The organism is Paenibacillus sp. PAMC21692 (assembly GCF_014303795.1).
GTDB classification, from domain to species: Bacteria; Bacillota; Bacilli; order Paenibacillales; family Paenibacillaceae; genus Pristimantibacillus; species Pristimantibacillus agaridevorans.
Genome location: NZ_CP060293.1, coordinates 6,540,109 through 6,563,935, shown reverse-complemented (window position 1 = coordinate 6,563,935; position 23,827 = coordinate 6,540,109). Strand labels below are relative to the sequence as shown.

The 23,827-nt window shown below is 55.2% G+C and carries 15 protein-coding genes; 13 read left to right on the top strand and 2 right to left on the bottom strand.

Annotation, left to right across the window (positions count from 1 at the left end; translation table 11 throughout):
• Nucleotides 1-48 precede the first annotated feature (48 nt).
• On the top strand, nucleotides 49-4,410 hold the full coding sequence (locus H7F31_RS26730; RefSeq protein ID WP_187101281.1) for a galactose-binding domain-containing protein: 4,362 nt from the start codon (nucleotides 49-51) through the stop codon (nucleotides 4,408-4,410).
• Between the two features lie 19 nt (nucleotides 4,411-4,429).
• Nucleotides 4,430-5,449: an S-layer homology domain-containing protein gene (locus tag H7F31_RS26725; RefSeq protein WP_187101280.1), complete on the top strand. Its 1,020-nt coding sequence runs from the start codon at nucleotides 4,430-4,432 to the stop codon at nucleotides 5,447-5,449.
• A 708-nt stretch (nucleotides 5,450-6,157) separates the two neighbouring features.
• On the opposite strand, the gene H7F31_RS26720 is transcribed toward H7F31_RS26725, so the two are convergent.
• A complete protein-coding gene (locus H7F31_RS26720) occupies nucleotides 6,158-8,887 on the bottom strand; it encodes an alpha-mannosidase (RefSeq protein WP_187101279.1) in 2,730 nt (909 codons plus the stop codon).
• A 156-nt stretch (nucleotides 8,888-9,043) separates the two neighbouring features.
• Here H7F31_RS26720 and H7F31_RS26715 point away from each other — a divergent pair, with 156 nt between their 5' ends.
• On the top strand, nucleotides 9,044-10,156 hold the full coding sequence (locus tag H7F31_RS26715) for a GntR family transcriptional regulator (protein ID WP_187101278.1): 1,113 nt from the start codon (nucleotides 9,044-9,046) through the stop codon (nucleotides 10,154-10,156).
• A gap of 64 nt (nucleotides 10,157-10,220) precedes the next feature.
• Here H7F31_RS26715 and hemQ read toward each other — a convergent pair whose 3' ends face one another.
• On the bottom strand, nucleotides 10,221-10,967 hold the full coding sequence (gene hemQ / locus H7F31_RS26710) for a hydrogen peroxide-dependent heme synthase (protein ID WP_187101277.1): 747 nt from the start codon (nucleotides 10,965-10,967) through the stop codon (nucleotides 10,221-10,223).
• A gap of 350 nt (nucleotides 10,968-11,317) precedes the next feature.
• Between hemQ and H7F31_RS26705 the strand changes: the two genes are divergently transcribed.
• The 10 genes from H7F31_RS26705 (at nucleotide 11,318) to H7F31_RS26660 (ending at nucleotide 23,720) form a co-directional block, all read left to right on the top strand.
• Nucleotides 11,318-11,617, top strand: a complete 300-nt coding sequence (locus tag H7F31_RS26705) for a YuiB family protein (RefSeq protein WP_087572365.1) — start codon at nucleotides 11,318-11,320, stop codon at nucleotides 11,615-11,617.
• Nucleotides 11,618-11,723: 106 nt separating this feature from the next.
• Nucleotides 11,724-13,250 (top strand): replication initiation and membrane attachment family protein, encoded by a 1,527-nt coding sequence (locus H7F31_RS26700; RefSeq protein ID WP_187101276.1) that lies wholly within the window; start codon nucleotides 11,724-11,726, stop codon nucleotides 13,248-13,250.
• A 49-nt stretch (nucleotides 13,251-13,299) separates the two neighbouring features.
• Nucleotides 13,300-14,256, top strand: coding sequence for a primosomal protein DnaI (gene dnaI, locus H7F31_RS26695; RefSeq protein ID WP_187101275.1), 957 nt, complete (start codon nucleotides 13,300-13,302; stop codon nucleotides 14,254-14,256).
• Between the two features lie 214 nt (nucleotides 14,257-14,470).
• Nucleotides 14,471-15,646 carry an IS256 family transposase gene (locus tag H7F31_RS26690; protein ID WP_187101160.1) on the top strand — a complete coding sequence of 392 codons (1,176 nt, stop codon included), beginning with the start codon at nucleotides 14,471-14,473 and terminating at the stop codon, nucleotides 15,644-15,646.
• A 363-nt stretch (nucleotides 15,647-16,009) separates the two neighbouring features.
• Nucleotides 16,010-17,764 (top strand): ABC transporter ATP-binding protein, encoded by a 1,755-nt coding sequence (locus tag H7F31_RS26685; RefSeq protein WP_187101274.1) that lies wholly within the window; start codon nucleotides 16,010-16,012, stop codon nucleotides 17,762-17,764.
• Between the two features lie 31 nt (nucleotides 17,765-17,795).
• Entirely contained in the window at nucleotides 17,796-18,293 is a 498-nt protein-coding gene (locus H7F31_RS26680) for a hypothetical protein (protein WP_187101273.1), read from the top strand.
• A gap of 293 nt (nucleotides 18,294-18,586) precedes the next feature.
• Nucleotides 18,587-19,030 (top strand): hypothetical protein, encoded by a 444-nt coding sequence (locus H7F31_RS26675; protein ID WP_187101272.1) that lies wholly within the window; start codon nucleotides 18,587-18,589, stop codon nucleotides 19,028-19,030.
• Nucleotides 19,031-19,064: 34 nt separating this feature from the next.
• Complete coding sequence (locus tag H7F31_RS26670; protein ID WP_187101271.1) at nucleotides 19,065-19,358, top strand: hypothetical protein; 294 nt, start codon at nucleotides 19,065-19,067, stop codon at nucleotides 19,356-19,358.
• 24 nt (nucleotides 19,359-19,382) lie between these two features.
• Nucleotides 19,383-22,568, top strand: coding sequence for an ATP-binding protein (locus tag H7F31_RS26665; RefSeq protein WP_187101270.1), 3,186 nt, complete (start codon nucleotides 19,383-19,385; stop codon nucleotides 22,566-22,568).
• A 12-nt stretch (nucleotides 22,569-22,580) separates the two neighbouring features.
• Complete coding sequence (locus H7F31_RS26660; RefSeq protein ID WP_187101269.1) at nucleotides 22,581-23,720, top strand: response regulator; 1,140 nt, start codon at nucleotides 22,581-22,583, stop codon at nucleotides 23,718-23,720.
• The last annotated feature ends 107 nt before the right edge of the window (nucleotides 23,721-23,827 follow it).

Below are 23,827 nucleotides of genomic sequence, written 5' to 3'. Positions count from 1 at the left end.
ACTAATTTGAGCCGATAAGGCAGGCTCTATGACATAGGAGGACGGATAATGTTGCGAATAAAAAAGCTTGGATGGTTGAATCTGCTGCTTGCGGCGGTCTTATTCTTGGCATTCGCGATACCTGCAGGAGATGCCGGAATAGTTGCGGCGGCTGAAACGGGGAATGTGTATTACGTGGATGCTGCAGGAGGCGATGACGGGGCGGCGGGCACCAGCGAAGGGACTGCTTGGAAGTCGCTGAACAAGGTAAATGCCACGGTATTCCAGCCGGGAGACCGCATCCTGTTCAAAGCCGGCGGCGTCTGGAAAGGAACGCTGCATCCCAAAGGTTCGGGAGCTTCCGGCAATCCGATCGCGATAGACAAATACGGAGAAGGGCCGAAACCTCTAATTGCCGGGGACGGCGCGGACGCCGCAGTCTACTTCTACAGTCAGGAATATTGGGAAGTGCGCAATCTGGAAATTACGAATTATGCGAATACAGCCGGAGAACGCCGGGGCATCCATGTAGCCGGCCATAGCGGCGGTTGGAACAATCCCAAGGTGTACCGCCACTTCGTGTTCGAATATTTGGACATTCATAGCGTCAAAGGCAGCCTGGCCATGGATTACGCCCATAACGGAGGCATCATCATCTGGGATCCAAGCTGGAATTACGTCGTCACGGACGTCACGATCCGCAACAACCGGATCTATTCGCTGGACAGCGTGGGCATCTATCTAAACGGCGGCAGCAGGCCGTTCTCCTTCAACAACACGGTTGCCGACAATGTCATCTATGACATCGGCGGCGACGGCGCTTTTATCTTGAACACGACGAACGGCCTTATCGAACGAAACGTCGTATACGATACGCATAAGCGATCGACGAGTTATCATGTGCCGCTCTGGTTTTTCGAATCCAGGGATTCCGTTATTCAGAACAACGAGGTGTTCAATACGTATCCGGGCGGCGACGCGATGGCGTACGATTCGGATTACAAAAGCGAAGGAACGATCATTCAGTACAACTACAGCCACAACAACGCCGGGGGCATGTCGCTTGCGGTCAATGACGGCACGCAGCCCGCGAACTTCAATCGGAATACCGTCATTCGCTACAATATTAGCCAGAACGATCTGGGCGCCGTGTTCAACTTCAGCGGAACGCCGGAGAATACGCATATATACAACAATACCGTTTACATCCCGCCGAACTCCGGCACCAAGGTCGTCGACACGCTGAACTGGGGCGGCTGGGCGAAAAATACGACGTACAACAACAATCTGATCGTTAATCTGGGATCAGGCGGCTACAACTTCGGCTCCAGCACAAATAACGTGTTCGACAACAATCTGTTCTACGGCAATCATCCGCAGAACGTGCTTAATGCCGATGCCAACAAGATTGTGGGCGATCCGCTGCTTGCGGCTCCGGGCACGGGCCGAATCGGCAGGGATACGCTGGCGGGTTATCAGCTGCTGCAAGGTTCCCCCGCTATCGGCGCGGGCAAATTCATCGAGGGCAACGGCGGACTCGATTTCTACGGCAATCCGGTTCCGGCCGTCGGAAACCCGAACATCGGCGCTTACGAGGGACCGGGCATTCCCGTCGGAGAGATCCCGCCCGGGGCGGAGATCGAGAATCTGCTAGCCAATCCCGGCTTCGAAGACGGGGAGTTCGGCGGCTGGAGCAATACGTTTGGCGGCGCGGCCATCGTGGGTGACGGAGCTCGCAGCGGCGAATATGCCGCCGTCCTGAGCAACGCCGTATCGGGCATCGAGCAGACGGTGAGCGTCAAGCCGAATACGATCTATAAGCTGTCGGGCTTCGCGAGAAGCGAAGGCGGCGGCTCCGCGGTCATCGGCGTAAAGAGCTACGGCAATCCCGCCAAGGACGTCCATGTCAGCGGTGCCGGGTTCACGGGAAGAGAAGTCGTCTTTACGACCGGCGGCTCCAATACGACGGCCATTGTCTATCTTTACAAACAAGGCGGAACGGGCAGCGTGATTTTTGATGACATGCTGCTGTACGAATACGGGACGGTGTCGCCGCCCGCCGTGCCGCCGGCATTGCCGCCGGAGCCGCTTCCGGGCAAACAAGATCTTTCTCGCTTCGCTGCGTTGACCGCGAGCTCCAGCAATCAACTCTATCCGCCGGCGCTGGCCGTGGACGGCTCGATGGACGGAAGCAGCAGATGGATTACGCTAGGCGGGAGTCAGGCTCCGCATTGGCTGGAGTTGAGCTGGGAGGAAAGCTACGATATCGACCGCGTCCGTCTCTGGAGCGGCGCCGGAGCCGGATCCGAGGGATGGCAAATCCGCGATTACCAGATTCAGTACTGGGAAGACGGAGCATGGAAAGTGGCCGCATCGGTGACGGGTAATACGAAGGATGGCCGCACCGGCGCCCACAACGACCTGGCGTTTCCCGTTATCCATACCGACAAGATCAGACTTTGGGTAACGAAAGGCACGACAACCGCGCAGTCGAACGATAACGGAGCCCGCGTGTTCGAGATTCAGGTATGGGAGCATGAGCCGAACCCGGTTGAACCGGAAGTCTCACCCGTATACGTCTTTGACGTGCAGGTTGGTTCCGAGAATCGGAGAACCATGCTCGATGCAGGGGCAACGCTCCTTATGTCGGCGGACGTAAAGCCGTTAAACGCGGATGACCGGACGGTAGCTTGGCGAGTCAACGGTTTGGACGGCACGACAACGACGCTTGCCTCCATCGACGGAAACGGCTTGTTGACGGCCATGTCGCCTGGCGCCGTCAAGGTTGTGGCCGAAGCCAATGACGGTTCCGGCGTTAAAGGCGAGGCGATTATTCGCATCACGGAGCCGCAGCCCAATTCCAACATTGCGACAAATGCGGTCGTGACCGCGAGCTCCAGCCACGAAAGCGGCAATTTCCCGCCAACGCTTGCCGTAAACGGCATTAAACACGGAGGGGCCGATCGCTGGGTATCCGGCGCGGAAGGCCCGCACTGGCTCGAGCTGGCGTGGGATACGAAGCAGAAGGTGAACGGGGTCAGGCTCTGGAGCGGTCAGATCGACTCTCAAGGCATGCAGCTCGCCGATTTCGAGATTCAGTCATGGAACGGTACGGATTGGGTGACGGTTAAGTCGGTTGTCGGCAATGAAGAGGATAATTACGTCGGCGAGTATGCCGATCTCCGCTTTGCTCCCGTGGAGACGAGCCGACTGAGACTGGCGATTACAAAAGGCAATCCGGCCACTGATGAACGTGCAAGATTGTTCGAAATCGAGGTTTACGGAGCAGCGGCTTCCGAGGAACCGGACTTGCTTCCGGCTGTTCAGTTGAGTGCTCCTGCGGAAGCCTATGCCGGTCAAACGATTAATTTGTCCGTCTCTGTTTCGGAGAGCGGCTTTGACTACTCGACGATTAACGCAATCGCGGCATACGATCCTCAGGTGTTCGTGTTCGATACGTTCGAAGCGGAGGACGGCTTGCTCGAGCTGGCCGGCACGGCGATTACTTCAACCCGAACGGGGCTGACCGTGCTAGGAACGGCCGTCAAGCCTGCGGAAGGTTTGATCAATATATTGCTTAGCGGAACCGGCGGTTCTCTTGCGGCAGAAGGCGAGTTGTTCCAGCTGCATGGCAGAGTGGCGGAGAATGCCCTCGTCGGTACTACAAATGTGTCATTGACGAAATTCGAAATCATCGGCGATGGCGGCGGAGAGTCTCATGCGATCCCGATTGATTCGGCAGATGCGGCTGTCGAAGTTACGGCAGCAGATCGTTCCGCGCTGGGAAGCGCGATCGCGGCTGCCCGTGATTTACATGAAGGAGCCGTCGAGGGTTCCTCGCCGGGACAATATCCAAGCGGCTCGAAAGGCGCATTGCTGCAAGCCGTTATGGCTGCCGAAGCCGTCCACGCGCAGACGGATGCCACCCAGCTTGCCGTAAATGAAGCATTGGCGTCGTTGTCGGCTGCAGTTCAATTGTTTAAAAACGCCGTCGTTCAGCAGCCGTCCGTCAACAAAGAGGACCTGCGTTCCGTTCTGGACGAGGCCCGTTCGCTGATGGAACGCTCGTCGACGGGGACAAAGGTCGGCCAATATCCGCAAGCTGCGGCTGATGCGCTGGGCGCGGCGATTGCGACCGCCGATTCGACATACAACGACGGCCAGTCCCAGCACGCGGTAAACGAAGCTGCCGCACAGCTGGAGCAAGCGGCATCCGTCTTCCGCGGCAGCCGGATTACGCTTGTAGCGGGAGAGTCGAACGTAACGCTAAAGACATTGTCGATCGTCGCGGGGTACTTCGGGTTAACCGCTTCGGATGAAGGCTGGAGCGACATAGAGGCGGCAGACATGCTGGATCAAGGGGAAATCACGATTCAATCGTTGGCGGCCGTTGCCCGTATGATTCTATCGGATTGGTTCCATGGACAATAAAACAGGAGTGAACAGGTCTATGGCTCGGAAAAGTAGTTTGTTAATCGTGGTGTTCTTGATCCTCTGCTTGGCTATCGCGCCGGGGCAGCAGACATCGGCAAAGGAGGCGGACGGCTTCGAGCTGTCCGTCGCCGAAGTCGGGGATCGGATAGACGTTACCGTTACGTTAAACAATGCCAAGGACATGTATGCTTACGACCTTGTCCTGAAGTTTGATCATGTAAGGCTGGCTTACGAAGATGCAAAGTTATCGCTTCCCGGCTTTGCCGTGAAACCGAAGTTGTCCCGCGGCGAGCTGCGGCTTGCCCATACCCGCGTCGGCGAGACGCCCGGCAGGAACGGAATGCTCGAGCTGGCGGTGGTAGGATTTCAGCGTATTAGAGGCGGCGATACATATGTGAAGCTGGAATCGGTCAGGCTTGTAGACAGCAAGCTGGAAAAGGAGGATCTGGCGCCTAATTCAAACATGATATTGAGGTCGAGCGTGGTGGCGAAGCTTCCTGCCGATGTCGCCGGTCATTGGTCGGAGGAGGCGGTTCGCGAAGCGATGGAGCTTGGGTTCGTGACGGGTTTCGGTGACGGCACCTTCCGGCCCGACGAACCGGTGACAAGGCTGGAAGCTACGGTATTGCTGGGGAAGGCGCTGCTGGCTTTGGGAGGGAAGGTTCCGGCGTTATCCTTCACGGATGTCGAAGCCATTCCGCTGTGGGGGCTCCCCTACGTGGCGGAAGCCGTTCGGGCCGGATGGCTGAACGGCTATGATGACGAGACGTTCCGCGGCGCCAAGCCGATCGCGAGACAGGAATTCGCTACGATCATCGCCCGCGCGATGAATGCTTCCGCAACGGGCAATGCCGCCGTGTTGTCCGCTTTCGGGGACCGCCACCTGCTGGCGCCTTGGGCCGCGGGTCCAACGGCGCTGGCGGTGGAGCGCGGCATACTGCAGGGACAAGGGGACGGCCTCTTGAACCCGGCGGCCACGACGACCCGAGCGGAAGCGGTTACGATGATTTTGCGATTGTTGGCCTCGGGCGGCTGAGGAACCTGGATTCATACAAACGGACGCCGTGAGCGTCTGCTGGATTAATGCAAACGTGCGCTGATAGCCGTCTACTGGTTTGATGCAAACGTGCGCCGTGAGCGTCAACAGGATTGGCGTAAATGTGTGCTGGGAGCGTCTATTGGATTGATGCAAACGTGCGCCGTGGGCGTTTACTGGAATGATGCAAACGTGCGCCGTTGGCGTTTACTGGAATGATGATGCAAACGTACGCCGTGGGCGTTTACTGGAATGATGCAAAACGGGCATCGTCAGCGCACATGTCCCCTTACGTATGACAGGGGAACTTCCCCTGTAACGGATAAAAGGACCCCTATCTCACTTGGAGACTGTGGTCCTTTCTCATGGTCAAACCTGAACTGTAGCGAGTTTCGTAAAAATGGTTCGGTTGAACAAGCTCTAACAGACACCAGCGACACTATTTGCCCGTTTTTTGACTGGAACGAACTTTAACGGACATGGACGACATTATTTTGCCGTAAGCAAGCTAATCAGCACGGTGATGAGGCGAATAACGTCGCGTTTGTCCGTTAGCTTTTAGAAACCTTATAAAATCGAAGATTAGCGTTGTTTATGTCCGTTAGACTGGAGGCAGCACGTTTTTCGTACTGCCAATATCGCATACCACCATACCGCATACTGCATACCGAAAAGCATTGAAGTATGTCAAGCCGTACCGTACAGTCGCTACTTCGTCGTCGCCTTGAAGCCCAACGTCAAAATCTCGGCGGGTTTGACAGGGACCGTAATGATGCCATCCGCGGCATCGAGTCCTTCCAGCCGCTCCTCCAGGACGTTGCTCCGGTACCAGTCTTCGGCGTCGGCAGCTTGGATAACGAGCGTCTGCGGTTGAAGCGTCGGATTGTACCATCTGGCGATCGTATCGCCGCGCTCTTCGTTGGCTTTGAAGGCGGTCAGCACCAACGTCTCGCCCGACCAGTCCAGCCAGGAGTGCTCGGCAGGCAATTGGCCGGCTTGCACGGCAGCTTGCCTCACCGTCCACGGGGTATGGAGCATGGCGGCTTCGATGGCGGCTACATGCCGGTTCTTGCCACCCGCATAAGGAATCAGCAGCAGCTCCGCGCTTTGTTCACCCAGGCATTGCGCGCCCGGTGTCGGGAATACGCCCCAGTCGCCAAGCTCGCCAACCGAGCGAAGCAGCGTCATGGCAATCGTGTTGCGGCCGTCCCGCAGCAGCTCGTATTCGTTTAACCCTTTGTGGGCAACCGCGAGCCCTGCCTCCGGCTCGTCGAACGCGACAAAGGCTTGGTTATGCTGGCAATTGCTCGGATTGCTCCATATCGCCGAAGGTTCGTTGTCGCGCACGGCCGTTTCGTAGATGGAATCCGCATGATGCACCTCGGACGTCAGATCGGTCGGGAACAACATACGAAGGCGATGGTCGCGCGCCTGGTTGTTATAGCTGACCTGGATGGACAGCCCTTTGGCGCCTTTGTCCAGCGTCAGCTTCGTTGCGATAACAAGCGGGACTTTCGCGGCAGTACGTTGCGCTTGGCGTTCCTGAATCAGAACCATCGTCGCCGTCTCGCGGGACAGCAAGTCGTCGGCGCCGGCCGGAATCGCCCAGCGATGCACGATCTCGTATACCGTACGCAAGGAAGAATGCTCCAGTCTTACGATATCCGCCCGGAGCCCTTTGGTCGTCAGAGGGATTTCGTTCTGAGGCTGCCTGAAAATATATTCGTTGCCGATATCCCCGACGTTCTCGAATATGCCCAGATCCCGGTATACTTTCCCGGTCTCTTTGTCGAGCAGCTCGAAAGTGCCGTCCTCCTGGATCGTGATTTTCAAATGATCGTTGTCCATCGTGTTCGCCGCCGGTTCGGAAGCCGCGGAGACCGTCGCATAAGCGGTTGGCTGCCGTTCCTTCTTGATCCATGCAAAGGTGCCGTAGCCCAGAGCGGGGATATCCTTTGCCTCCAATGTAATACGGAAACAACGCGCCATATAAGGCTGGCGAAAACGATTCTCCGGCAAATCGTAGCCGAAACGGACGCCAAGGTCTTCGATGCTCGCGTCCACCGCGTTGCCGCTTGCGTCTATTACGGAGCCGAGAGGGAGTCGGACGGTTTCCAGACGTTTTGCGATCTCCGCCGGCGACGGCTCGTACAGCGCCTCCCTCAGAATCTCTAGCTCGACGCTGACAAGGCCGGAGCGCTCCCAGCCGGAGGTGTTGAAGACGACGAAAGGAACGGCATCCTCTTCGTTCGCGAACGCCGATGTATCGATGGCATCGGCGACGGCCATCGCGCTTTCTTCCGCAAGACCTTCGGACATATGACGGCTTTTGGCGAACCGGGCCATCATCTCGTCATGCACCTCGTCCACGCTGCAGCCGCAGATGCTATCATGCGGATGGTTCTGCATGAGCGTCTTCCAATTGTAGGTGAGCAAATGATGGGGGTACCGGGCGCCGACGGATTGGGCCATCACGGCTAGAGGCTCGACGGCTTTCTCCAACAGAGCTTGGCAGTGCTGATTGGCTTGTTTGATATACACGCGGGCGGAAGCGGTATTGACCAGCGTTCCCCAGCCGTCCGTCTGCTGGCTCCGAAGCTCTCCGCGCACGGTAGCCAGAGAGTCGGGGGCCGTTTCCCGGACAGATTCGATGTAATCGTTAAAATTCGAATGAATAAAGTCGTATTCTTTATTAAGATCCCTGGCTGTCCGCAGCGCAGCGGCCAAATCCATCTGAACCGGTTGATGATCGCAGCCGTTCATAAACAGCAGATGGGGCGTGGACGCATATTGCTCCACATTCCGAATGCGGCTTTCCCAATACGGAGCCGCTTCTTCCGGTTCCACCGGAATTTCCATGCCGTTATGATACCAGTTCGCGAACAAGATGCCGAGCACCCGCGAGCCGTCCGGCGATTCCCAGTACATTTCGGAGAAAGGCGACTCATAGGCGGCTTCGCCGACGGAATTGTTAAAGCCGGTCGGCTTTACCCCGCGACCGAAGACGGCGTTGTCGATGCCGGCCTGCAGCAGAAGCTGGGGAGCCTGGCCCATATTGCCGAAGGAATCCGGAAAATAGCCGATTTTGGACACGGGACCGTACGTTGCCGCATCTCTATGCCCGATCAGAAGATTCCGCACGTTCGCTTCGCTGCTCGTCAGGAACTCGTCCTGCAAAATGTACCAAGGGCCTTGAATGAGCCGGCCTTCCCGAATATAATGCTCGACCTTTTCGCGAAGCTCCGGCCTGACTTGCAAGTAATCGTCCATGATGATCGTTTGCCCGTCGAGATGGAAGCTCTTGAACTCGGGATCGCGGTCCAGAAGCTCCAGCAAGCTGTCCATCAGCCGGATAAGCTTCAAGTGATGCCTTTCGTACGACATGTACCATTCCCGGTCCCAGTGCGTATGCGAAATAATATGAATTTTCTTTTTCATGATTTTACGCCCCTTAATATACAAGTATACAACTAAATGGATGTTGAATATATGACAACTTAAGCTTTATAATAGTTCATAAAGACGTCATTGTAAATAAAAATGTTGATGCATGTTACAAACACTTGTATACTTGTAATGTAAAGGGGAGAGACCATGAGCAGAAATGGCAAAAGCATGCCGATGTATGCGCAGATTCGGGAATATCTATTGGATGGAATCGAGGGCGGGACATGGAGCGGGGAGGAGAAGCTGCCCTCCGAGAACGAGCTTGCCGAGAAATTCGGGGTCAGCCGCATCACGATCAAAAAGGCGCTTGACGGGCTTGTCGAAGAAGGCATCGTCTATCGGATTCAAGGCAAAGGCTCCTTCGTTTCCGAAAACGGCAAACCCCGGCTGTATGCATCCGAGAGACTGCAGCATCGCAAATCCTTCGTTTGGCTGCTTATGCCGAGGGTAAACAACTTGTTTACGAGCAGCATTCTAAGAGGGGTCGAGCGTACCTTGGACGAAGCGGGCTGCAAGCTGATGTTCAGCAGCACGGATGATTCCCCGGAGAAAGAGAAAGAGCTGCTGGCCGAAGCCTCGGAGCTCGGCGTCAGCGGTGTTATCGTCTATCCCGCGGTGGGGGAAGCCTATAACGAGGACATCCTTCGGATGGCGTTGTCCCCGTTCCCGGTCGTCATTATCGACCGTTATCTGCGCGGGGTTGAGACGAATTGCGTGTGCACGGACAACGTGCAGAGCTCATACGAGGCTGTTAAGTATTTGCTGGAGCTAGGGCATCGGTCCATCGCTTTCGTTTCCTCTCCCGTTGAAGGCACTACCAGTCTGGAGGATCGGTTGACGGGTTACGAGAAGGCGTTGTCGGAGCATCTGATCCCCGTGGACCGGAGTCTGATCGTCGAACCCTTCGATGAGAAGAAGATGGAGCGCTTGCTCAAGGAGCAGCCCCGTATTACGGCCGTGTTCGCTTGCAACAACGACATCGGATTGCGGGTCATTAAGGCTGCGGAGAGAGCGGGGAGGAACATACCGGAGGGACTTTCGATCCTGTTCTTCGACGACTTCGAAAATTCGGAGTGGTTCCGAATCCCGCCGAGCTGCGTCGTGCAGCAGCCGGAAGCCATCGGCCGGGAAGCGGCCTCCATGGTTCTCCGGCTGATCGATAATCCGGGGGCGCCGCGGCTGCGCGTATCCCTTCCCGCGAAGCTGGTCATCCGGGAGTCTACCTCGGCACCGCCCGGAACGACAAAAACGACAGTCTGACGGTGGTCGGACTGTCGCTTTTTATTGGGCGAAAACGCCCCTTCGATTGAAGGACAAAAGGAGCCTAGATCTTCAACAAATGAGCGAATTTCTCGCTATCCAGAAAGTTGCCCACGTAGAAGTCTCCGAAATCGGCGAATCGCGCGCTAACTTCGTCGAAGCGCATTTCATAGATCAGTTTCTTGAATTGCAGCGCGTCGTCCGAGAATAGCGTGACGCCCCACTCCCAGTTGTCGAAGCCGACGGAGCCCGTGATGATCTGCTTTACTTTGCCCGCGTATTTGCGGCCGATCATGCCGTGGCTGCGCATCATCGTCTTGCGGTCGTCCATGCCGAGCATATACCAGTTATCATTGCCATCGCGGCGCTTGTTCATCGGATAGAAGCAGATATGTTTCCACTTCGGAAGGATCGGCTTAAGGCGAGCGACGATTTCCGGATTCTCCAGAGGGTCGCTGCCCGGCTGAGCCATATAATTGCTAAGCTCCACGATGCTCACGTAAGAGTGAACGGGATAAGTGAAGCTTGCGAACGTTGTTTTATTGAAAGCCGTCTCGAGCTCGTTCAACTCCTCCAGCGTCTCGCGAAGATGCATGATCATAAAATCCGCCTTCTGGCCGACGATGGAATAAACAGCCGTGCTGCCGTTCTTCTGAGCTTCGACCTCCGCCCATTGCGCGAGGAATCCATGTAGCTCGTCCAAGGCCGTGGCTCGTTCTTGTTCCGTCGCGAGGCGCCATGCGGTCCAGTCGACGCTGCGGAAGTCATGAAGGGCGTACCAGCCCTCTAATGTTTGTGCGGCTTCGCTCATCTTGCGTATTGCTCCTCTCGGATTGCTTGTATTTGGTTGCCCCTATTGTAACGTAACCCGCGGCATGCGAGCAAATGACGGACTTGTGACATTTGGCGGGCGCCAATTGACTTCATATTTAGCATTCATTAAACTGTAAGAGGTTGTTCAAAAAGTCCGCCTATGATCACGAAGTAAGCCAGGAAGCTTACTCGACGTCGAATATTGAATTCAGGCGAACCTTCCGGTGCTCACGTAGCTTCCACTACGCTCCGCTCCTCAGATTCTACCTTCATCCAATCTTCTCGGTGCTGATAACCGAACTTTTTGAACTCGTATTGTAAGGAATGATTGAAAGGGGTCGTAAGGCAATGATCGAAGCCATCCAAATTATTATCGCGACGGTGCTGTTTTTCGTTATGATGTTCGGCATCGGATTTATTCTGAATATGCTTCTCAAGACGACGTGGTTTCCAATCGGACTTTTTGTCGTCGTCCTGATCGGACTTGCGATCTGGGCTCCGTGGCCGGATGCGGACAATCCGACGTTTGCCAACATCGGCACTTACACGCTTGTCTATTATATTCCAATAACGGGAGCGCTCATTGGCGCTTATGTAAGCGGCTGGGCGATTCGGGCCCTGCGCAAAGGCGGCTACAAAATGTTTTGACGACAAAATCCCTCATCCGGGGGATTTTTCTATTTTTCAAAGCCGTCCTAAGAATCGACATTTATGCTAGAATGATAGGTAGTACGCAAGGGATGGAGTCGATGCAATGCGCATCCAGAATATATTGCAGTTTACGGAACATCATCGCTATTACATATTTCGCGGCTTCACGCTCAGCAGCACAGATGACAAAATGTTGTCTCTCATCTATCAGCCTATGGTCGGCGCCTTCGCAATCGCCTTGTATAGACAGCTTTATCACGGCGTTCCGGAAGACCGAACCGGGTACTCCCGCCTGGAGCCTCAGCGGCGACTGTTTCTTGGACTCGGTCTCGAGATGAACGAGCAGAGCCGTAAATTCGTGGTCGAACAGACGTCCAAGCTGGAAGCGGTCGGCTTGCTTCAGACATCCAGGCTAGGCGGCTCCGAGTTGGCGGAGGTTGTCTACGAATACGAGCTGGAGCAGCCGTTGTCGCCGATCGAATTTTTCCGGAATATGCATCTCGCGATGCTGCTAAGGGACAAAATCGGCAAATATGCCGTTATCGAGCTCAGGGAGTCGTTCGGAGCGAACGAACCCGACGAGCTGGCCGGCGCGGAGTTAACAAAGGAAAATATATCGGTGCCTTTCTACGAACTGTTCAAGCTGAATATGCAGTCGTTCGATACGGAGCTGGAACAAGCGCTGACGGAGGTGGCGCCTACGCGGCAGGCGGTTAGGTCGGACCCGACTGCCACGGCAGGCATACCTTATGGCGAGCTTATTCTCCACTTCCCCCGCTCTTCCGGCAATCGCGCTTACGTGGAGCGGCTTCGCGGAGATGCGGATGCCATGTCCCAAGTGAACTACGTTGCCTACAAGTATGCGCTGACGGTCGTAAATGTATGCCGTCTGCTGGATGAATCCGGCGTTTTCGATGCCGCGGGCAAGCTGAACGTGGACGAGCTGCAGCTCAAGGCGAGCAGTATGTACCGCCAGGATCGGAAGCGCGAGGATGACCGCCAGCGCGTGCTGGCCAAGACGAAGGTGTTCGAGGAGCCTGAGCAGGTGGAAGAAGAGGCGGAGGAAGTGGCGGTGGCTGAGCAGGATTATTTGCCCGTGCCGAACGCGCTTGCGGGCCGCTGCGATATTCAGCAGTACAATATGCTGATGCGCAACGAGCCGCACACCCGCTTTATCCGCCGCTTCTTCCCCGGCGCCATTCCCGGCTGGCTGGAGCAAGTGATGGAGCGAATCGATCTGAATTATCGGCTGGCGGAGCCCGTCATTAATGTCCTTATCCATTATGTTATCGGTGGAACGGACGACAGCCGGATTACGAAGGCATTTCTCGATCATGTCGCGTCCAATATGCTGATGAAGGGCGTGGATTCCTTCGAAAAGGCCGTTCAGTACGTGCGTCTGCAGGCCCAACTGGAGCAGGACAAGGAGAAACGCAAGGAAGCAAGCGCTGGTTCGGGCGGGGGTTACGGAGGCGGAAGGGCTGCCGGCAATCGCGGAGGTTCCGGAAGGCCCGGCATCTCGCGCAAGCCGTCTATTCCTATCGTGGGAGAAGCGGAGACGTCGTCCGTTTCGGCCGCGGAGCTGGAGGAACTGCGCAAGCTGGCTCGCAAGCTGGACGGCAAGGGTTGATTGAAAGCTTGTTGTTTGTTGAACGGGCGACACGAAGGGGGAGAGGAAGATGGAATCGTTAGGCGAATTGCTGAAGTCGTGGCCGGCGGGTCAATCCTTGACGGAGCAAGCGGAGCGCAAGCTGGCGGAGCTGATGCGCGAGCCGCTCATCGGCAAGCTGCTGGACAAGTATCCCGATTTGAACGAGGATGTTCTCCGGCTGAACCTGAACCGCGTCTACCAATACGTGACGGAATACCGGAATTGCTCGAACTGTCCGGGACTTGACCAATGTCCGAACGACTACGAGGGCCATTACACGCTTCTTAGCTCGGAGACGGTGAACGGGCTTACCCAGCTTTACGATCGCAAGGTATCCTGCAAAAAATATTTGGCCCGCCAAACAGAGGATGCTATTCGCAGCCGGATTCGCAGCTTCTACGTAGATGATTCGGCGCTGCGGAGAGGCTACTCATCCGATGAAATTCTGACGACGGATCTGGAGCGCGCCAAGGCGGTCGGCCAGGTTCTGCGTTATATCGACCGGACAAAGGAGAGCGGCCTGCAGGAGCAGGGGTTGTATCTCGCCGGACGGTTCGGCACCGGCAAGACATTCCTGATGTGTTACCTGCTGCAGGAGCTGGCGAAAGCGGGGTATTCCGGCGTTATCGTCTATATGCCGGATTTCGTGGAGGACTTGAAGGCTTTAATGCATGAGCCGGGCAAGCTGAAGGAAACGGTGGAGATGATGAAGGAGACCGATCTGCTTATCTTCGACGACATTGGCGCGGAGAATTTGAATCCATGGGTGCGCGATCATGTGTTAGGCGCGATATTAAATTACCGGATGGAACGGAAGCCGACCTTCTATACGTCTAACTATGATTTGGACGCTTTGGAGCGGCATTTCAGCTTCACGAGCAAGGACGGAGACGAGCTACACAAGGGACAGCGGCTGATGGATCGCGTTCGTCCTTATGTGGAAGTGGTCATGGTGACGGGAGAGAACAAACGCGGGCGCAAGTAGCTCGCGTTTTTTTGTGCAGGAAAATATGCAAATCCCGGACTAGTGAACAAAAGGTTAAAAAATCTAACAGACACCAGCGACGCTATTTGTCCGATTTTTAACCTCAAAAGATGAAGTAAAGTAGTTTGTGTACCAACATTTGGAGCCTTCACAGGCAACAAAAAAGTAGGGTATTCTCGGGATTGCTGAGATCACCAAGAAGGAGCCCTACTCGATGACTACTATACCCGAAAATGCGTTCAATGATCTACTTGAAAATGCTGTAACTAAGCTTGTGCAGGAGAAGTTGGAGTTACTCCTGCGTGAAGAAATTAAAAATTACATTAGTAACGAACACAAGGGACCGCGTACGACGTTAAATGGCAACTACAAGCGCACTTATCAAACACGCTACGGCGCCATCAACGAGCTTCAAGTGCCTCGAGACCGCAAAGGATTTTTTCAAACTCGACTGTTCCAGCCCTACCAGCGCCGTGAAGGCTGGCTTGAGGAAGCCATTATTCACATGTACAAAGGCGGAATGAGCACACGGGAAGTCGCAAAATTCGTAGAGAGCATGTTTGGCTCACAGTACTCGCCTACAACCGTCAGCAACATTACCCATACGGTTATGGAGGATATTGAGCAGTGGCAGAAACGTCCGCTTGAGAAACGCTACTCTGTCATTTACCTCGATGGCCTTTATGTGAAGCTGAAGCGCAACACCGTAAACAGTGAGGCGGTTTATTTGGCCATGGGCATCGACGAGAAAGGCATTCGCCAAATCCTCGGCTTCTACGTAGGCGGCCACGAGAGCTCAAATGGATGGCGCGAGGTTCTTAAGGATCTCAAGAATCGCGGAGCTACCGACATCTTGCTAGGTGTCTTCGACGGCTTGCCAGGGCTTGAAGAGGCCTTCCGTGAAATCTACCCCATGGCCGATGTTCAGCATTGCGTTGTTCACAAAGTACGTGCGACCTTTCCAAAGATCCGTGTAGCGGATAAAACAGAGTTCTTGGATGACTTGAAGCTGGTGTATACCGCCATCGATGGAGACGTGGCACGCGCTGTATTCGACGGATTTAAGGATAGATGGCGTAAGCAGTATCCAAAGGAAGTCGCGTCCTGGGAGGAACAACTCTCGACGCTCTTAACCTTTTACAAGTACCCGACGTTGACTTGGCCCGCCATCTACACCACAAATCCGATTGAACGAATGAACAAAGAACTGCGTAAGCGCCTCAAACCGATGAACAGTTTAACGAACATTGAAGCGGCGGAGAAGATCATTTATCTACAAGCCACCGACTACAACGAAAAATGGTGTGGTCGAGCGATCCGTGGCTTTGTCGATGTCGATACGAAAGCTGCTTTCGAGAAAATGTACAACGAGCGTTATGGAAACCAATAGCCTCCCGCGCCTTCGCTTGGGCTACGCTCACCATTAAAAGAATGCCATCGTCCCGATGGAAAAACCTACTTACACAAACTTCTTGACGCTACCCCTCAAAAAAATCTAACCGACAGGAAAAACACTATTTGGTCGTAATGGAGCCAATTTATGCGATTATGATGAGAATAAGGTCGTGTGTGTCCGTTAGATTTTCGAAAACCTATAAAATCGAAGAATAGCGTCATTTATGTCCATAATGCTCGAAATAAAAAGATTTTTGACTAAACCTGACATGAAGCGCTTTCTTTTCAGTTTGCCATCAGTGTGTATAGGTAATATGGAGGAGATAGCGATCTGGTTTTTGTCGAAGGAGGCGAGTCGATGCTGTTTAAAGTCATAGCTTCATACATGCGTTCGGCACCATTCCTGTTCGCTGGCATTGCCGCAGGGGGACTGTTCGAGCTAACGTTCCACTACTTGTCCGCGCTCAGCTACAAATATTTGATCGACAAAGCGCTGTTGCCGAAGGACGTATCGGTGCTTACGGTTATCGTCGGCACGCTGCTCTTGCTTGGACTGCTTAATGTCGTGCTCGGGTTAACAGGCGATTACGCGAAAGCGAAGCTTGGCAGCCGATTGATATTCGATTACCGATTACGGTTATTTCGGCATATTCAGAAGGGGACCGCCCGCTTCTACCAGCGGTTCCCGGTCGGAGATCTGATAGCCCGGTACACGGACGACATCCCGAACATCCATAATGCCGTCATGCAGACGGTCTCGACCGGTTTCGTATCGGCGTTTAGCGTTGCAGCCGGTCTTGCAATTCTGTTCGGGATCGAATGGAGGCTGACTCTCGCCGTAATCGTCGGTTCCGTGCTGCTGGTTCTCCCTTATCGGCTGTTGAAATCCCGTTCGCTGCGTCTCAATACCGCTTATTCGGAGAGGTTAGGACGCTTCAACGGGGCTATCGACGAAAATTTCAAGCTTCATAACGTCATTAAGGGGTTTGATTTGAGAGAGTCAATGAGAGAGAAAGTAGAGGATAATCTGCGCGCTATGTTAGCTATTGGCGTGAGGAGAAGCTTCATCCATGCGAACCTGAAGCGGCTTCCGCTGCTCGCGGTGTCGCTTCTGGGCGCGGTCGTGCTTAGCTATGGCGGATATCTGACGTTCGCGGACCAAATCTCGATCGGCTCCTTTATCGCATATAATTCGATCTTTATTACGGTCGGGCAGTCCTTGTTCGGCCTTGCCGCGATCATTCCGTATCTCCTCTCTTCCCAAACAAGTTTTCGGAGGTTGCAGGAGGTTATGGACGCGGATCCGGGCGCGATTCCTCGAGGCGCGAGGAAGCTTGCGCCGATTAGCCGGGAGCTTACGCTGAGCGGCGTTACGTTTGGTTATGTCCCCGGCGAACCCGTATTGCGAAACATGGATCTTGCCATTCCGGCAAAGGGGTATACGGCCATCGTTGGCGCCAGCGGCTCCGGCAAAAGCACGATCCTGCAATTGCTGCTTCGGTTCGAGGAGCCCTCGATCGGTCGCGTTCTGTTTGACGGCGTGGATATTCGGGATTGCGACGAGTCTTCGCTGCTGCGGCAAGTCGGCGTTGTGTTCCAGGATTCGCTGCTGTTTGACGGAACGATCCGCGACAATATCCGTATCGGCAAACCGGAGGCGGTTCAATCGGAGGTCGAGGACGCTGCCCGCGCGGCGGGCATCCACGATACAATTGCCGGATTCCGGGATGGCTACGACACAAACGTGCACGAACAAGGCGGGAATCTGTCCGGCGGACAGAAGCAACGAATCGCGTTGGCCAGGGCGTTAATCCGGCAGCCGGCCGTGTTGCTGCTGGACGAAGCGACGTCGGCTCTTGATGCAGAGACCGAGCAAGCCGTTCGGGCCGCAATCCGTGCGTATGCGCGGTACGGCGCCGTCGTATCCGTTACGCATCGGTTGACCCATGCCGTTAGCGCCGACCGTATCATCGTGCTGGAACATGGCCGCGTGGCGGAGACGGGAACACACGAAACTCTTATGGCAAATATGGGGCTTTACCGGCGCGTGTGGGAGCTTCAGAAGGAGGAAGGGAATCGCGGCACGGAGTCGCGAGAGCACGTTTTGGCTTAAACGATCTGCAAAAATTAGGGGAGTGAACCGCGTGTCAACTTGGACGATTGCAGTGACGGAAGAGGAAAGGGAAGAGGCAGCTTTATTTATTTGCAAGCATAGCGCCGGGCTCGGTCTGCGATACAACTGGTGCACCATAATGAATTCGTTGGTTTATTGTATCGAAGATAACGGCCTGCTGATCGGCAGGGGACAGGACGGCGGCATCATAGGCGTCTTGGCGCATACCGTCGGAACTTTGGAGGACGGCTATAAGGATCGAAGCCGGATCGAGGTTCATCTTCTGTTTGTTGAAGGAGGACGGAGAAAAGGCGCGGCGGTACTGCCTGCTGTCCGCTTATTAACCCGAAAGCTGCTTGAGCAGCCGGCGGAGGTGAGCGAGATCGTGTTCTTCGCGCCCGCCACGGAAAATAACAGGCGGAGGTTCGGCGGAAGCGCGGAATTAACCAAAACGACTGAACCACCATGCGGAAGGCTGGACTTTTATACAGTCGCGTTCGACCGTATGCTTAAGCTCGATTATGCGTAAAGCGAGGTGAAACGGCTGCGCCGTCCATTGGCGGCGCAGCCCGTTTCACCCTGAAGCAGGTTTTTAATACTGTGCTTCGTCGCGTTCTATCGTGCCTGCCATAGGCGCGTTGCAAGCCGGAGCTCCCATATCGTTCACCACCTTATAAAGTAATTAATAGAAATATATACTATTATATTAAAGTATGCAATACGTATTCCAATATTTTTATAAATAATGCAGGAGGTTTTCGGATGAAAATAAAAATATGTGAAAATAATACAGACTGGAGTCGATATACGGAGTTTTATTTAATGAATAGACATGATATTATTGCTGGATACACAGTGAGCAACGCGATGCTCGACGTCAAACATTTCATCAGGCACGGCAGAGGAGCGATTCTTCTGGAGGAGCCGGATGAAATCATCGGGATTGGAAGCTTTGTGCTCGGGCTCGAGGATCGGAAATTTGACCGCAAAGAAATTGCGGTGCTCGGAAATTGTTTTTTCGTGGAGCGGCATCGGAGCACCCGTACATTTATCCGCGGCTTGCAGGTGCTGGCCGAGCAGATCGGCGCGTCGAGCGACGGCGTCCAGGAAGTACGTATTCCGGCATTGGCCGAGAACCGGTATACAAATAAACTTTATAGCAAAATTGCCGATAAAATAGAGACAAGAGATACGGCCTACGGCCCCGTTAACATGTATGCGACCAGCTTTCCGGCGTTCGTCGCCTATTGCGATCGGTTCCGCTGATATCTAAATTAATGAATCGAGGTTCAGCTACTTTATGAAAAATGTCAAAACAGCGCTCTTTTTACTTGCCACACAATTTTTGTACGTATTCGGCACTATATTTTGGGCGATTTTCGTGCTTATGACGTTGTTGATGATGGACCAGGCGGATGATATCAATACGATTCAGATATTGTCCATGATCATGATGTATCTATTCCCAGTGGCTTCGATCGGAGCGCCTATCGCCAGCTGGATATTTTACCACAAACGTCGATTCACGAAGGCCGCATGGATCGGCGCGATACCGCTGCTTTGGGTGTTTCCGTTTTTTGGTTTCTTCGAGTAATCGTATTGGACGGTGAAATTCACGATGTTACAGAAGCGGCCCGTCAGGCTGGCGGCGCTGATTGCGATTGTTCTCGCACTGATGGCCTCGATCGCGCTCCCACTCTCCGGGGTGGCAATCGGCGTGGCAGAACCGAGGGCGATAGATGGCGTGCTGGATTTGAGCGAATGGAGCCTGGAGCGGGATGGATCGGTTCGTCTGAACGGCGAGTGGTCCTTGTTCCGGGAACGGCTCGAGACGAAGGAAAGCGGAATAACCGAGGCTAATAACGGCTTGTTGGCGAAAGTGCCGGGGGAATGGACGGCATACGGCCTGCCGGGCCGCGGTTATGCGACATACCGGCTTCAGGTGGCGGCTGCAGGCATGCAGGGTTCTCTCGGCTTGCATATTCCGGCCATCGCTCCGGCGTACCGGATCTTTGTGGACGACTTGGAGATTGCCCATGCCGGAGCGGTAGCGACGGATAAGGCGGAGACGCGTTCCGCTTACAAACCGCAGACTGTAATCTTTTCTCCTCCGTCCGAGACGTTTGAGCTGACGATCCAAGTCGCCAATGTGATTTACCCCGAAGGAGGCATCTGGTACAGCATGACGCTCGGCACGGAGCGGGAAATGTTGAGCCGGGAGAAACAAAGCTACTTCGTGGATATGGCCGTATTCGGTGGATGCGCCTTGCTCGGCTTGTATCAAATCTCCGTGTTCCTTCTGCGCCGTTCGGAGCGTTCGACGTTATACTTCGGCATATGCTGCCTGCTCGGCGCGATCCGGCAAGGGGCGGTCGGGGGCATGTACTTGGTCGAGTTGTTTCCGGATATCCCCATTCGGATGATTATTCAATTGGAGTATTTGACTTATTACGGCGGGGTTACGATGGCTCTATGGTTCGTGAGAGAGTTGTATCCCCGGGAGTTCGGCGGCAGGCTGATCAAGCTGCTTGCCTGGATCGGCGCAGGGTTCATCGGGACGGTGATCCTGCTCCCCGCAGAGACGTACACAGGCTTGATCGGATATTTCAAAGCGTTCTCGTTATTCGCTCTTGCCTCCATTCTTTTTGGCTTCGCGCTGGCATTATGGCGGGGGCGGGCGGGAGCGCTGCTGCAGTTGACGGGCTGGCTCGTCTTCGTCGCGGCGGCGGCGCATGATATTTTGTACAGCAACGGCCTGATCATCTGGACCGATATGCAGCTCGTACCTTACGGGTTCATCCTGCTGGTATTTATCGAGGCGCTGGAGCTGGCCAGACGATTTACAAACGCTTATAGGACGATCGGGATGATGTCGGACGAGCTGATCGCGACGGATCGCATGAAGGATGAATTTTTGGCCAACACCTCGCATGAACTCAAGACGCCGCTTCACGGCATTTTGAACTTGTCCCAAGCGTTGTCGGAAGGCAAATCGGGGGCGATTAACGCCGTCCAGCAAGAACAACTGGAGGTGATCGTGTCGGTCGCCCGCAGAATGTCCAATTTAATTAATGATATTTTGGATCTGTCCTTGCTCAAAAATAACGGCATCCGCTTGTCGAGGAGAGCTGTCGACGTTCGCGCGGCGGTGTCCGCCCAAGAGGAGGTATTTCGCCATTACATCGGGCAGAAGCCCGTCTGGCTAAGGCTCGAATGGCCGAATTCGCTTCCCGATGCATTTGCGGACGAGAACCGCCTTCTGCAGATCGTGTACAATCTGATTGGAAACGCCATTAAATTTACGAAAGAAGGCGAAGTGGTCGTATCCGGATGGGCGGACGGAGGGATGCTTCACATCGCCGTCGCCGACTCGGGAATCGGCATTCCGGCGGATAAGCTGGAGACGATCTTCCGCTCCTTTGAGCAGGTGGGCACTTCCGTTGCCAAGGAATACGGCGGAACCGGACTCGGGCTCGGCATTGCCAAGCGGCTGGTCGAGCTGCACGGAGGCCGCATTTCGGTCACGTCCCGCGTCGGCGAAGGCTCCGTCTTTGCGTTCACCCTCCCGATCGCGGACAGAAACGCAAAAGTTTCGGCAACCGAGGCAGCCCACCGCGCTTCCGATACCGGCGGGAGCCCGCGATTGCATGCGGGCTCGGCCGAAGTCGCGGCGGCTTCCGCTTCGCCTTCCGAAGCGTCGCGCGCGCCGGCGTTATCGGGGGCGGCGCGTCTCTCCGTTCGCGCCGAGGGAGAGGCGCCGAGCGTGAGCGAAAGCGGTCGCCATTCCGCAGAGGCTATTCTTGCCGTCGACGACGATCCGGTGAACCTCAAAGTGTTGCGGACGTTGCTGGCGGATGAACCCTACGAGGTGTTGACGGCGGAGAACGGACCGGCGGCATTGGAACTCCTGGAGAAGATGGGGAGGCGGATTCGTCTCGTCATCCTGGACGTTATGATGCCGGGATTATCCGGTTACGAAACCTGCCGCCGCATCAGGGAGACATTTGCGTTGTCCGAGCTTCCGATTTTGTTAACGACGGTAAGGAACGACCCGGAAGATCTCATGTGCGGCTTCGAAGCGGGGGCGAACGACTTTTTGCCGAAGCCCTTCCACCCGCATGAATTGCGGGCCAGGGCGCGTACCCTGCTGGAGATGAGACGTTCGGCGGAAGAGGCGATCCATTCGGAGATGGCATTTTTGCAAGCGCAGATCAAACCCCATTTTCTATATAACGCGCTCAACACGATCATCTCTTTGTCGCTGGACGAACCGCGGACGTCACAAAATTTGCTGATTCATCTTAGCCGTTACTTGCGAGGCAGCTTCGACTTCCGAAACAAACAAAAGCTTGTGCCCCTCCGGAAGGAGCTGGAGCTGACGGAAGCCTACCTGCAGATCGAACGGGCGAGATTCGGCGAAAGGCTTAATGTCGTTTACGATGTAGAAGACGAAGCGGCATGCCTGCTCCCTCCGACGACCTTGCAGCCGCTTGTCGAGAACGCCGTCCGGCACGGCGTCACGAAACGGGCGGCGGGCGGCACGATTGCCGTTGCGGTCAAGGCCGAAGGAGAGGAAACGGTCATTACCGTCGAAGACGACGGGATCGGGATGGCCGATTCCAAGGCGTCTTCGGTTCTGCTCGCCAAAGAACCGGAAGGAGAGAGCGGCGTCGGCTTGCGCAACATTCATAAGCGGCTGCTTCAGTTGTACGGCAGAGGACTCGATATCGAAAGCAGAGAGGGAGCGGGCACAAAGGTAACGCTTCGTGTACCGACGGTCAGCAAAGATAATAGACGTATTTGAGGAGGGGCCGCGTTGATCCGGGTAATTGCCGTAGATGACGAACAGCCTGCTTTGCGAAGAGTAGGACAATTGCTGGAGGGAAGGGCGGATGTGCAAGTGGCGGGCTTGTTCGCGGGCTCTGTGCCGTTCCTTGATTATGTGCTGGCGTCGCCGGACACCGTCGACTTGGCGCTGCTCGATATCGAGATGCCGGAGCTCAGCGGGGTGGAGCTCGCCAGGAGGCTGCGAGACATCAGCCCGGACATTCACGTCGCGTTTCTGACCGCGTACGAGGAATATGCGAGGGATGCTATCGACGTCGAGGCGCTCGATTATTTGCTCAAGCCGATTACGGAAGCCGATTTGGACAGAACGCTTAAGCGGGCCGGGAAACGGATGCAAGGACGCCGGGCCGATAGCGCTTCGCCGGAGCGGCCGAGTCTCGCCGTACGCAGCTTCGGTCCTTTCTCCGTGACGACGGAGAAGGGGGAGCGGGTGAGGTTCCGCAATTCCAAGGGACGGGAGCTTCTGGCGCATTTGCATCATGCCAGAGGAAGGACGCTGAGCAAGTCGCAGATCCTGGATAGTCTCTGGTACGGGCAGGACGTGGAGCGGACGCAGGTGAACCTTCATACCACCGTCTACCAGCTGCGAAAAGATCTTGAAGCTTGCGGGCTGGAGGGCGCAATCGGGCTGGCGAAAACATCCGGGGGCAGCTACTGCCTGCAATGGCCGGAGGCTATCGAAGACGATGTCGTTCTCTATGAGCAGGCATGTCGGGAATACAAGGAGACCCGATCCTTGCCGCCGCTCGTTCGCGCCATCGGACTCTACGGAGAAGGTTTCCTGGCAGGCAGCGGGTATGATTGGGCCGCCCCCAGGCAAACCGAGCTTGAGCTCGGCTTCGCGACGCTCCTGGAAGCGCTGGCGGACGTATACGTATCCCAGTCTCGTTACGAGATCGCGCTTAACCCCATGCAGCGGCTGGTGCAACTTCAGCCGCTCGACGAGAGGCTGCACGCAAAGATGGTCGCCCTTCTGCTGCTGGCGGGCAGGGAGGGGGAAGCCCGGAAATATAGCAAGCTCGTGATCGATCTTATCGATGATTCGGAGCAGTCGGCTCTGCTGGACTTCGCGCGGCTGTCGGCGAATCCATTCTCCTTGTTCCGATAATGGATATGATGTTGTTTAAGGAGCACCTGTTTTTGCAAAAAGCATCTTTCGAGGGCTGCAGCCTGCGGAAAATGCTTTTTTTTTCGCTAATCTCGATGTAACCTGAC